This window comes from Enterobacter cloacae complex sp. IR5418, from assembly GCF_049238105.1.
Lineage (GTDB): Bacteria > Pseudomonadota > Gammaproteobacteria > Enterobacterales > Enterobacteriaceae > Enterobacter > Enterobacter hormaechei.
Window position 1 is genome coordinate 147243 of sequence record NZ_JBMKHS010000006.1, and the last position, 11881, is coordinate 159123.

14 protein-coding genes are annotated in these 11881 nt (G+C 56.3%); 12 read left to right on the forward strand and 2 right to left on the reverse strand.

Annotated elements, in window-relative coordinates; all coding sequences use genetic code 11:
- The first annotated feature begins 99 nt into the window (after nucleotides 1-99).
- From pilM to trpS, 12 genes are all read left to right on the forward strand, one after another.
- Nucleotides 100-873 (forward strand): pilus assembly protein PilM, encoded by a 774-nt coding sequence (gene pilM / locus ACOTX7_RS07360; protein ID WP_006812233.1) that lies wholly within the window; start codon nucleotides 100-102, stop codon nucleotides 871-873.
- The gene (locus ACOTX7_RS07365; RefSeq protein WP_006812232.1) at nucleotides 873-1364 is read left to right on the forward strand and encodes a PilN domain-containing protein; all 492 of its coding nucleotides are present in this window, start codon (nucleotides 873-875) and stop codon (nucleotides 1362-1364) included. The genes pilM and ACOTX7_RS07365 overlap by 1 nt, the downstream gene beginning before the upstream one ends.
- A gap of 3 nt (nucleotides 1365-1367) precedes the next feature.
- Complete coding sequence (locus tag ACOTX7_RS07370) at nucleotides 1368-1778, forward strand: DNA utilization protein HofO (protein ID WP_221813299.1); 411 nt, start codon at nucleotides 1368-1370, stop codon at nucleotides 1776-1778.
- 40 nt (nucleotides 1779-1818) lie between these two features.
- A complete protein-coding gene (locus ACOTX7_RS07375; RefSeq protein ID WP_205925159.1) occupies nucleotides 1819-2223 on the forward strand; it encodes a HofP DNA utilization family protein in 405 nt (134 codons plus the stop codon).
- A complete protein-coding gene (gene hofQ / locus ACOTX7_RS07380; RefSeq protein WP_221256560.1) occupies nucleotides 2135-3373 on the forward strand; it encodes a DNA uptake porin HofQ in 1239 nt (412 codons plus the stop codon). The genes ACOTX7_RS07375 and hofQ overlap by 89 nt, the downstream gene beginning before the upstream one ends.
- 286 nt (nucleotides 3374-3659) lie before the next feature.
- On the forward strand, nucleotides 3660-4181 hold the full coding sequence (gene aroK / locus ACOTX7_RS07385; protein ID WP_003861630.1) for a shikimate kinase AroK: 522 nt from the start codon (nucleotides 3660-3662) through the stop codon (nucleotides 4179-4181).
- A 57-nt stretch (nucleotides 4182-4238) separates the two neighbouring features.
- Nucleotides 4239-5327 (forward strand): 3-dehydroquinate synthase, encoded by a 1089-nt coding sequence (gene aroB, locus ACOTX7_RS07390; RefSeq protein ID WP_003861631.1) that lies wholly within the window; start codon nucleotides 4239-4241, stop codon nucleotides 5325-5327.
- Between the two features lie 92 nt (nucleotides 5328-5419).
- A complete protein-coding gene (damX, locus tag ACOTX7_RS07395) occupies nucleotides 5420-6709 on the forward strand; it encodes a cell division protein DamX (RefSeq protein WP_006812228.1) in 1290 nt (429 codons plus the stop codon).
- Between the two features lie 67 nt (nucleotides 6710-6776).
- Entirely contained in the window at nucleotides 6777-7589 is an 813-nt protein-coding gene (gene dam / locus ACOTX7_RS07400; RefSeq protein WP_221256558.1) for an adenine-specific DNA-methyltransferase, read from the forward strand.
- Between the two features lie 39 nt (nucleotides 7590-7628).
- Nucleotides 7629-8306, forward strand: coding sequence for a ribulose-phosphate 3-epimerase (rpe, locus tag ACOTX7_RS07405; RefSeq protein ID WP_003861634.1), 678 nt, complete (start codon nucleotides 7629-7631; stop codon nucleotides 8304-8306).
- Nucleotides 8299-9060, forward strand: coding sequence for a phosphoglycolate phosphatase (gph, locus tag ACOTX7_RS07410; protein ID WP_006812225.1), 762 nt, complete (start codon nucleotides 8299-8301; stop codon nucleotides 9058-9060). Before rpe ends, gph begins: the two co-directional genes overlap by 8 nt.
- Entirely contained in the window at nucleotides 9053-10057 is a 1005-nt protein-coding gene (gene trpS / locus ACOTX7_RS07415; RefSeq protein ID WP_006812224.1) for a tryptophan--tRNA ligase, read from the forward strand. The genes gph and trpS overlap by 8 nt, the downstream gene beginning before the upstream one ends.
- 95 nt (nucleotides 10058-10152) lie before the next feature.
- On the opposite strand, the gene ACOTX7_RS07420 is transcribed toward trpS, so the two are convergent.
- Nucleotides 10153-10323, reverse strand: a complete 171-nt coding sequence (locus ACOTX7_RS07420) for a YhfL family protein (protein WP_020884583.1) — start codon at nucleotides 10321-10323, stop codon at nucleotides 10153-10155.
- Between the two features lie 143 nt (nucleotides 10324-10466).
- On the reverse strand, nucleotides 10467-11840 hold the full coding sequence (gene cysG / locus ACOTX7_RS07425; protein WP_221256557.1) for a siroheme synthase CysG: 1374 nt from the start codon (nucleotides 11838-11840) through the stop codon (nucleotides 10467-10469).
- Between the last annotated feature and the right edge of the window lie 41 nt (nucleotides 11841-11881).

Sequence of the window (11881 nt, forward strand, 5' to 3'; positions counted from 1 at the left end):
AGCCTGGGCAGTTTCTAAACAATCGCGCGGTAGTATAAAGGCAAGCCTGATTCATTGATATAGCCGTCACTCTGACGGGCGATAAGGAGATCGTGAAGCATGGCTTTTAAAACGTGGCAAACAGGCGTTCATATTCAACAGGATAAGGTAGTTGCTGTCGCGCTGACCAGAGAGCGGGCGGGCTGGCGTTTACGGCGCTGGTGGGCGGTGCCGCTGTCAGACGCCATTATCAGGGAGGGAAAAATAGTTAACCCAGAACAACTGGTTAATGCCTTACGCGGCTGGCGGAAAACGTTGCCGCACTCGCATCGGGTATTTCTCTCATTTCCGTCAACGCGTGTTCTGCAACGCGCGTTGCCTCGTCCATCCGTTACCTTGCGTGACAGCGAACAGCTCACCTGGGTAGGCGCCACATTAGCGCGTGAGCTGGAGATGCCTGCCGATACGCTCTGCTTTGACTACGCGCAGGATACGTTCAGCAACACATTTCAGGTTACCGCAGCGCAGAACAGAGAGGTTGATACCCTGCTGTCGCTGGCGAAAGCGCTGCATTTGCGCCTGGCCGCAATCGCCCCGGATGCCGGTGCGCTGGCGAATCTTCTCTCTGCTGTTGCCCCCACCCGGTGCGTGGCCTGGAGAGATGAACATCAGTGGCTATGGGCGATGCGCCATCAGTGGGGGCGGCGTGACACCACGGAAGCGGCGAACGTGAATGCGCTGGCGGCGCTGCTTGCGCTTTCGCCTTCTGATATCGCCGTGTTTGATGCTGCTCGCGACCCGTGGGAAGTGGTGAAATTGTGTCAGCCGCCGCTGCCAGAATGCGGTGCTGATTACACCGTCGCCCTGGCGCTGGCCATGAGCGAGGTGCCGTAATGAGCATGCCCAATCTTTTACCCTGGCGTCGGCAACAACGTATTCAGCACCTGCGTTTCTGGGGCTTGCTGTTTGCCGCCTCATTGCTGGTGATGCTGGCGGGAGGCGTCAGTCTGCGGGTGACAAAGACGCTCGCGTTACAGTCGCTGCAAAGCGAACTGGCGGGAATGCGTGCGGTGCAGAAGGTATTGAAAGCGCGTCAGCCGCAATCTGCGGGGCTGAAAACCCCTTCGCTGCCCTCTGATCCGGCATGGCAACCCGCGCTGGAATCCCTTGCAGACGCAATGCCCCGGCAGGCCTGGCTGACGGCGCTGCGCTATCAGCCTCCCTCGCTGATCCTGACCGGCTATACCACCTCACTGCCAGCGCTCTCGGCCATGACCGATGCCCTGAAAAGGGTAACGGGGTTTACCCCCGGACCGGCAGGCGAACTGCAACAGGATAGCCAGGGGCGATGGATGTTCTCTTTTCAGCTGCATAGCCGGAGGTAGCCAGTGGACATCTGGTATCAACGCTGGAGTGATGCGCGTCCTTCCCGGCGCGTCCTTTGTTGGTTTATCGCGTCGGGGTTCGTTGCGTTTGTGATTTGGGGGCTGCTGCTCAGACCCGCTGCTCTGCGCTACGCCGATATTCAGGCGCAGACTATCAGTGCGAAGCGAATCAACGCCTCGCTGTGGCCACAGGCCAGACGGCGACCGGTGATGACGCAAGTGAAACCCTCGCAACCGGCGCAGCCCTTTTCTCCGCTGGCCTTTCAGCGTGAGGAGGCAAGGCTGGTGCACTGGAAACCGCAGCAGAATGGCGGAGAGCTGGCGCTGGATGCCTCATGGGGCGCGGTTCCGGCGCTCTTTCCCCGGCTGGCGCTTGAGAACATGCGGGTAAGCGCGTTTGACATCACACCGTAGGGCAAACGGCTACGCCTCAGCCTGCAACTGGAGATCGGTCATGCGCAGTAAAGCCCGGTTGCTGATCCTGCTTTCTCCGCTTTTCCTGACCGGGATGCGGGACCCCTTCTCTGTGCCGGAGGAGCGTTGCGCAGCAGGGCAACTCAGCCAGTGGCGATATCAGGGAGTAGTCAGTGGCAGCATGGATATTGGCCTTATGCAGGACGGGCAGAAACGCTGGCACCGGGTAAAAACGCAGATGCGGTTATCGCCTGGCTGGCGGGTGAGTGCGATAGATAAACAACAACTGACCGTTGATGTCGGTGAGATGTGCGAGCCGATGCAATGGACATGGCAACGAGAAGGAACGAAAAAAAGTGAAGATATGGATAGGGCTGTTACTGGCGGCACTCAGCCAGCCCCTGTGGGCCGCGACGCCAAAACCGGTCACCCTGCTGGTGGATGATGTCCCGGTGGTACAGGTCTTACAGGCGCTGGTCGCGCAGGAGGAGCGCAATCTGGTGGTGTCGCCAGATGTCAGCGGTTCCCTTTCGCTGAATTTAACACGGGTGCCCTGGAGGCAGGCGCTTCAGACAGTAGTGAACAGCGCCGGGCTGGTATTGCGGGAAGAGGGCGGCATTTTCTATGTGCATACGGCGGCCTGGTTACGGGAACAACAGGCGCGTAAAGCGCAGGAGCAGGCCCAGCGTCTGCTCGACGCCCCGCTGCACTCTCACAGCATTCCGTTTGCTTATGCAGATGCGGCCGAATTGCAAAAAGCGGCGGAAAAGCTCTTAAGTCCGAAAGGCAGTCTCTCCGTCGACAAGCGCACCAACCGTCTCCTGGTCAGGGATAACCAGACGGTGGTGGCGATGCTCCAGCGCTGGGCAGCGCAGATGGATCTGCCCATCGAGCAGGTGGAACTGGCGGCGCAGATTGTGACAATCAGTGAAAAAAGCCTGCGTGAACTGGGGGTGAAATGGAACCTCGCTGACGCAACAAAGGCCGGTAAGGTGGGGCAGGTCTCAACGCTTGGCGCGGACCTGTCGGTGGCCAGTGCGACCACCCACGTAGGGTTCAACATCGGGCGCATCAACGGCAGGATGCTGGATCTTGAGTTGTCGGCGCTTGAGCAAAAGCAGCAGGTGGATATCATCGCCAGCCCGCGGCTGCTGGCATCGCACATGCAGCCTGCCAGCATCAAGCAGGGCAGCGAAATTCCGTATCAGGTTTCCAGCGGCGAGAGCGGGGCGACATCCGTTGAATTTAAAGAGGCGGTATTAGGCATGGAGGTGACGCCGGTGGTCCTGCCGGGCGGCCGCGTGCGTCTGAAACTGCATATCAGTGAAAATATGCCCGGTCAGGTGCTGCAACAGGCTGATGGTGAAACGCTGGCGATTGATAAGCAGGAGATCGAAACGCAGGTCGAGGTAAAAAGTGGGGAAACGCTCGCCCTGGGCGGGATCTTTTCGCAAAAGAATAAAACCGGACGCGACAGCGTACCTGTGCTGGGCAACATCCCGTGGCTGGGGCAGTTGTTCCGCCATGACGGAAAAGATAACGAACGGCGCGAGTTAGTGGTGTTTATCACGCCACGTCTGGTCAGTATTCATTAATGGGTAACGATCCCCGCAATGATTTTGCATTCAGTTTGTTGCAGATGTTTGACGTGGGGCATGAATTAGCATACAAGGAGTACCGATTTGAGTTGGACTTACGTCTTATTTCCTTATGCGCCGGGAACGGTGATTTAATCAGTTGCCAAACAAGCCGGAGTATTGAGATAATTTTTCGTCTGACTCTCGCTCTATTGCAAATGAGGTTTCAGTTCATGTCCTGCTACGCCGGGTGTCTGCGCAGCGGGGATTACCATTAACGAATAGTCTTAGTAGTACCGAAAAAATGGCAGAGAAACGCAATATCTTTCTGGTTGGGCCTATGGGTGCCGGCAAAAGCACTATTGGGCGTCAGTTAGCTCAACAACTCAATATGGAATTTTACGATTCTGATCAAGAGATTGAGAAACGAACCGGAGCGGATGTGGGCTGGGTCTTCGACGTAGAAGGCGAAGAAGGTTTCCGTGACCGAGAAGAAAAAGTGATCAACGAACTCACGGAAAAACAGGGCATTGTGCTGGCAACAGGCGGCGGCTCTGTAAAATCTCGCGAAACCCGCAACCGTCTCTCCGCCCGTGGCGTAGTGGTCTATCTTGAGACGACCATCGAAAAACAGCTGGCACGCACGCAGCGTGATAAAAAGCGCCCGTTGTTGCAGGTTGAAACACCGCCACGTGAAGTTCTGGAAGCTTTGGCCGATGAACGCAATCCTCTGTACGAAGAGATTGCTGATGTGACCATTCGTACTGACGATCAAAGCGCTAAAGTGGTTGCAAACCAGATTATTCATATGCTGGAAAGCAACTGATTCTGGCTTTATATACACTCGCCTGCGGGTAAAAGCATTTAAGGTGGATGTCGCGTCATGGAGAGGATTACAGTTACTCTCGGGGAACGTAGTTACCCTATCACCATCGCGGCTGGTTTGTTTAACGACCCAGCTTCCTTCTTACCACTGAAAGCGGGTGATCAGGCGATGCTGGTCACCAACGAGACGCTGGCTCCGCTTTATCTCGATCGTGTACGCCACCTGCTTGAGCAGGCGGGCGTGAAGGTCGACAGTGTGATTCTGCCCGATGGCGAGCAGTACAAAAGCCTGACGGTACTGGATACCGTCTTTACCGCACTTCTGCAAAAACCGCACGGTCGTGATACAACACTGCTTGCCCTGGGCGGCGGCGTTGTGGGCGATCTGACCGGTTTTGCAGCCGCCAGCTACCAGCGTGGCGTGCGCTTTATTCAAATTCCAACCACGTTGCTGTCACAGGTCGATTCTTCTGTAGGCGGTAAAACGGCGGTTAACCATCCGCTCGGCAAAAACATGATTGGCGCGTTCTACCAGCCTGCCTCGGTGGTGGTGGATCTCGACTGTCTGAAAACCTTGCCAGCACGCGAACTGGCGTCCGGCCTTGCAGAAGTGATCAAATACGGCATTATTCTTGACGGTGAGTTCTTCACCTGGCTGGAAGAGAATATGGATGCGCTGCTGCGCCTCGACGGGCAGGCAATGGCCTACTGTATTCGCCGTTGTTGTGAGCTGAAAGCAGAAGTCGTTGCCGCAGATGAGCGTGAAACCGGCTTACGTGCTTTACTGAATCTGGGGCATACGTTTGGTCACGCAATCGAAGCCGAAATGGGCTACGGTAACTGGCTGCACGGTGAGGCTGTCGCTGCCGGGATGGTTATGGCTGCACGTGCCTCTGAACGTCTGGGGCAGTTCAGGCCGGAAGAGACAGCACGTATCATCGCGTTGCTTAAACGTGCTGGCTTGCCGGTGAGTGGGCCGCAGGAAATGTCTGCGCAGGCGTACCTTCCCCACATGATGCGCGATAAAAAAGTATTGGCAGGTGAGATGCGTCTGGTACTCCCGCTTGCAATAGGGAAAAGTGAAGTGCGCGGCGGAGTGCCGCACGAAGTCGTACTTGGCGCTATTGCTGATTGTCAGCAGGCGTAACAACTAGAAAGGTCAGACCGCTGTCACAGGTGGTCGTTTTAGCTTCAGGTAAATGCAGAGTCGTTGGCATAAGCCTTTGAGTGGGGTGTTAAATGGATGAATTCAAACCAGAAGACGAGCTGAAACCCGATCCCAGCGATCGTCGTACTGGTCGTTCTCGTCAATCTTCAGAACGTGATAACGAGCCGCAGATCAACTTTGACGATGTCGATCTGGATGCAGACGATCGTCGTCCTTCGCGTAGCCGTAATGTGCGAAATGAGCGTGAAGACGAGGAGTATGAATCCGAAGAAGAGTTAATGGATGAACAGCCTGTTGAACGTCGTCCGCGCAAGCGTAAAAAAGCGGTAGCGGCAAAACCGGCCTCTCGTCAGTACATCATGATGGGCCTTGGCGTTCTGGTTCTGGTCTTGCTGATTGTCGGCATTGGTTCCGCGCTAAAAGCACCTTCTACCAATTCTACCGAGCAGACGGCGTCTGCCGAGAAGAGCATCGACCTGTCTGGTAACGATGCGAGCAACCAGGCGAATGGCGCTCAGCCTGCGCCGGGTACCACCTCCGCGGAACAGACCGCCGGTAACACCAGTGCAGGCCAGGATATCTCTCTGCCGCCCGTCTCTGCGACCCCAACTCAGGGCCAGGCACCTGTTACGCCTGAAGGCCAGCAGCGTGTTGAAGTTCAGGGCGATTTGAATAACGCGCTGATGCAGCCGCAGAATCAGGAGCAGGTTAACGCTGCCGTGGTGAACTCCACGCTGCCAACTGAACCTGCCACCGTTGCGCCAGTTCATGGCAGCAATGCCCAGCAGCAAACGGCGGCAACGGAAACCAAACCGCGCCAGACGCAGACTGCGCCGCGTCAGGAGCGTAAGCAGGCTGTGATTGAGCCGAAGCGTGAGACGAAACCACAGACCGTGGCAAAAGCGCCAGAAACGAAAGCGCCAGCGCAGACAAAACCTGCGGTGAGCCAGCCGGTTAAAGCGCCAACGCCTGCGGCAACCACTGCACCGAAAGCAACGGCGACCACGACCGCGCCTGCGGCAACAACGCCTGCGGCTCCCGCAGCCAAAACGGGCGCTGCATCAGGTAAAACGACGGGCAACGTGGGTTCTTTGCAGTCGGCCTCTTCCAGCAACTACACCCTTCAGCTGAGCAGTTCGTCTAACTATGACAACCTCAACGCCTGGGCGAAGAAATCGAATCTGAAAAACTACGTGGTTTATCAGACGACCCGTAACGGTCAACCGTGGTATGTGCTGGTGAGTGGTATCTATGCTTCCAAAGATGAAGCAAAACGTGCCGTTTCCACGCTGCCAGCCGATGTGCAGGCGAAAAACCCGTGGGCGAAGCCGATTCATCAGGTGCAGGCCGATCTGAAGTAATGTTTAAAGCGCAGGATGCTGTCGGAGCTTTCTCCACAGCCGGAGAAGGTGTAATCAGTTAGTCAGCATGAAAAAAAATCGCGCTTTTCTGAAATGGGCAGGGGGGAAATACCCCCTGCTCGATGATATTAAAAAGCACCTGCCGAAAGGCGAGTGTCTTATCGAGCCCTTCGTGGGTGCTGGATCGGTGTTCCTGAATACCGATTTTTCTCGTTATATCCTGGCGGATATCAACAGCGATCTCATCAGCCTCTATAACATCGTCAAACTGCATACCGATGAGTATGTGGAAGAGGCGCGGAAGCTGTTTACGCCAGAGAACAACAACCCGGACGTCTACTATCAGTTCCGCGCTGAGTTTAATCAGAGCCAGGATCCGTTCCGCCGCGCGCTGTTGTTTCTTTATCTCAACCGCCATGGCTACAACGGTCTGTGCCGGTATAATCTGCGTGGCGAGTTTAACGTGCCGTTTGGCCGCTATAAGCGTCCCTATTTCCCGCTGGACGAGCTGTATCACTTTGCTGAAAAAGCGCAGAATGCCGAGTTCTACTGCCTCTCCTATGAAGAGTGCATGGAGCTGGCGGGCGTAAATTCGGTGGTCTACTGTGACCCGCCTTATGCGCCGCTGTCTGCCACGGCAAATTTCACCGCCTACCATACCAACAGCTTCAGCCCGGCCGAGCAGGCGCGTCTGGCGGAGATGGCGGAAAAGCTGGTCAGCAAAAGAATTCCAGTGTTAATTTCGAATCACGACACGCCTGATACGCGCGAATGGTACAAAGCCGCGAAGCATTTTCAGGTAAAAGTGCGGCGTAGCATTAGCAGCAACGGCGGCACACGTAAAAAGGTGGACGAACTTCTGGCGCTTTATCGACCCTGAGCCTTTGCCCGCCGGTAAACACATTTCAAGGAGATGCGGATGAAACAGTTTTTGATTGCCCCCTCAATTCTGTCGGCCGATTTTGCCCGCCTGGGTGAAGACACTGCCAAAGCTCTCGCGGCTGGCGCGGATGTCGTCCATTTCGACGTTATGGATAACCACTACGTTCCCAACCTGACCATCGGTCCGATGGTGCTTAAAGCACTGCGTAATTACGGGATCACCGCACCCATTGACGTGCATCTGATGGTGAAACCGGTTGACCGCATCGTGCCTGATTTCGCCGCGGCGGGTGCCAGCATCATCACTTTCCACCCGGAAGCCTCCGAGCATGTTGACCGCACGCTACAGCTGATCAAAGAGAACGGCTGTAAGGCAGGGCTGGTCTTTAACCCGGCGACCCCGCTGAGCTATCTCGACTACGTGATGGACAAGCTGGACGTGATCCTGCTGATGTCCGTCAACCCGGGCTTTGGTGGCCAGTCGTTTATCCCACAGACCCTCGACAAACTGCGTGAAGTGCGCCGCCGTATCGATGAGTCTGGCTATGATATTCGCCTGGAAGTGGACGGCGGTGTGAAGGTCAATAACATCGGTGAGATTGCGGCGGCAGGGGCGGATATGTTCGTCGCAGGCTCCGCCATCTTCGATCAACCAGATTACAAAAAAGTCATTGATGAAATGCGCCGTGAACTGGCGAAGGTAAGTCATGGATAAATTGCAGGCTATTCGGGGTGTAGCATTTGACCTCGACGGCACGCTGGTCGACAGCGCGCCAGGATTAACCCGCGCCGTCGATCAGGCGCTGTATGCCCTTGAACTCCCCGTTGCGGGCGAAGAGCGCGTCGTGACGTGGATTGGTAACGGTGCGGACGTGCTGATGGAACGCGCGCTGACCTGGGCTCGTCAGGAGCGCGCCTCGCAGCGTTCCGCACAAGGGAAACCGAGTGTTGACCACGCGGATATTCCCAAGGATGAGCAGCAGCGTATTTTGCGCAAACTGTTCGACCGTTTCTATGAAGAGACCGTCGAAGAGGGCAGCTTCCTGTTCCCGGATGTCGCTGAAACGCTGGGCGCGCTCCATGCAAAAGGCATCCCGCTGGGGCTGGTGACTAACAAGCCGACACCGTTCGTTGCGCCTCTGCTTGAAGCGCTGGATATCGCGAAATACTTCTCCGTGATTGTGGGCGGCGATGATGTGCAGAATAAAAAGCCGCATCCGGAACCGCTATTGCTGGTGGCAGGAAAATTATCCTTAGCGCCAGCGGAGCTGCTCTTTGTCGGGGATTCCCGCAATGATATTCTGGCTGCCAGAGCGGCAGGTTGCCCGTCTGTTGGGCTGACCTACGGCTACAACTACGGTGAGGCCATTACGCTGAGTGAGCCGGACGTTGTGTTCGACCACTTCAAAGATTTGTTGCCCGCACTCGGGCTCTCGCACAGTGAACATCAGGAATTGAATAATGACTAAGCCCATCGTTTTTAGTGGCGCACAGCCTTCAGGTGAACTGACCATTGGTAACTACATGGGTGCGTTACGTCAGTGGGTGAGCATGCAGGATGACTACCACTGCATTTATTGCATCGTGGATTTGCATGCTATCACCGCGCGTCAGGATCCCGAGAAGCTGCGCAAAGCCACGCTGGATACGCTGGCGCTGTATCTGGCCTGCGGTATCGATCCAGAGAAGAGCACCATTTTCGTTCAGTCTCACGTGCCAGAGCACGCGCAGCTGGGCTGGGCGCTGAACTGCTACACCTATTTCGGTGAGCTGAGCCGCATGACCCAGTTCAAGGATAAGTCTGCCCGCTACTCTGAAAACATCAACGCCGGTCTGTTTGACTATCCGGTGCTGATGGCGGCCGACATTCTGCTGTACCAGACCAACCAGGTGCCGGTGGGTGAAGACCAGAAGCAGCATCTGGAGCTGAGCCGCGATATCGCCCAGCGCTTTAACGCGCTTTACGGTGACGTGTTCAAAGTGCCTGAGCCGTTTATTCCGAAATCCGGTGCGCGCGTGATGTCGCTGCTGGAGCCGACCAAGAAAATGTCCAAGTCCGACGATAACCGCAACAACGTTATCGGCCTGCTGGAAGATCCGAAATCAGTGGTGAAAAAGCTCAAGCGTGCGGTGACTGACTCCGACGAGCCGCCAGTGGTGCGCTACGACGTGCAGAACAAAGCGGGCGTGTCTAACCTGCTGGACATCCTCTCCGGTGTGACCGGACAAAGCATCCCTGAACTGGAAAAACACTTCGAAGGCAAGATGTACGGCCACCTGAAGGGTGAAGTGGCAGACGCCGTTTCCGGCATGCTGACCGAGTTGCAGGAGCGCTATCACCGTTACCGTAACGACGAAGCTTTCCTGCAAAAAGTGATGAAAGAGGGCGCGGAAAAAGCCAGCGCGCGCGCCTCCGAAACCCTGAAAGCGGTGTACGACGCGATTGGGTTTGTGGGTAAACCTTAAGCCACTTTGCCGGGTAAGGCGGAGCCGCCACCCGACAAAACTGATGAAACAAAAAAACCGGGAAATCCCCGGTTTTTTTTACGCCTGAAAAACGCTTACTGCTGTGCCGCCGGGCCGCAACCGCCGATGATCTTCGAAATGGAGATCGCCGGGTGCAGGAGGTAATCATAGCTGCAATTATTTTTAGTATTTTGCACGTGACCGGTGCAGGCCGTCAGCGTTGATAACATACCGACCAGAACGGCAGCTTTTGCCAGTTTGAACATACGCATTCCTTGTCAAAAATTGAAAATTGGATGTAACACGAGGGAATAAATGGAAAAGTTCCATTATGCGGACGGTATGTTATCGACTGAGGTAAGAAGGGAGTAGTCCGCTTAAAGACTACTCCCGGGAGAGAGTTTATGCGTTAGTGGCTGGAGAACCAGTTCAGTTTTTCGCGCAGGGCTACCACGCGGCCCACCACGATCAGCGCCGGGCTTTCAACCTGCTGTGCCAGCTCGCCAAGCTGCGTCAGTACGCCATCGACTACTCGCTGGCTAATGGCAGTGCCGTTTTCCACCAGCGCGACCGGCATATCTGCTTCCATGCCATGCTCCAGCAGTTTCGCCTGAATCGTGGCAGCCTGGTTTAACCCCATGTAGAAGACCAGCGTCTGCTTTTCAGCGGCCAGATTATGCCAGTCCAGCTCGCTACCGGTTTTCAGGTGGCCCGTCACCAGGCGCACGCTCTGGGCATAGTCGCGATGGGTTAACGGAATGCCGGAATAGGCAGAACAGCCGGATGCCGCGGTAATGCCCGGCACCACGGAGAACGGAATACCCGCGTTGCACAGGGTTTCCAGCTCCTCGCCGCCGCGACCAAAGATAAACGGATCGCCCCCCTTCAGACGCACCACACGCTTACCTTTTTGCGCTTCCCGCAGGAGGATCTGGTTGATCTCCTCCTGCGGCACGCAGTGATAACCCGCCCGTTTGCCGACGAACACGCGGTCAGCATCGCGGCGCACCAGATTCATGATGTCATCTGAGACCAGACGGTCATACACCACGATGTCCGCCTGCTGGATCTGCTGAAGCCCTTTCAGCGTCAGCAGGCCCGCATCGCCGGGACCTGCGCCTACCAGTACCACTTCACCGCGATGATCCAGCGGTTCAGAGAGGAGTTGCTCGGTCGTCTCTTCAACCGCTTTCGCATCCTGATTCGCCAGCGACTGCGCCAGCCTGTCGTTAACAAAGAACTTCTCCCAGAAACGACGGCGTTCGCCCACGGTTGAGAAGGTTTGCTTCACGCGGGAACGAAGCTGCCCGGCGTAATGGGCAATCTGACCAAGATGCTGTGGCAGCACGGCTTCCAGTTTCTCCCGCAGCAGGCGAGCAAGAACGGGCGAGCGCCCGCCGGACGACACCGCAATCATCAGCGGTGAACGGTCGATAATCGACGGCATGATAAAGCTCGCCTCTTTCGGCGCATCCACCACGTTACAGAAGATGCGGCGCGCTTCGCAGGCGTCGCTGACGCGCTGGTTAACGTCATCGTTATCCGTTGCGGCGATGGTCAGCCAGCAGGTATCCAGCAGGGATTCATCAAATTCCCCCTGCACCTGCGTGAGCATCCCTTCCTGCGCCCAGACGTCAAACTGTGGGGCGAAGGTGAGGGCGTTGACGGTCAGTCGGGCGCCCGCCTCTAACAGCAGGCGCGCTTTGCGTTCAGCCACATCGCCGCCGCCCACGAGCAGGCAGTCGCGGTTGCGTAATTGACAAAAAATCGGCAGGTGATCCACGACGTTACCTCACAGCATTCATGGCGGGGGAAGAATTGACG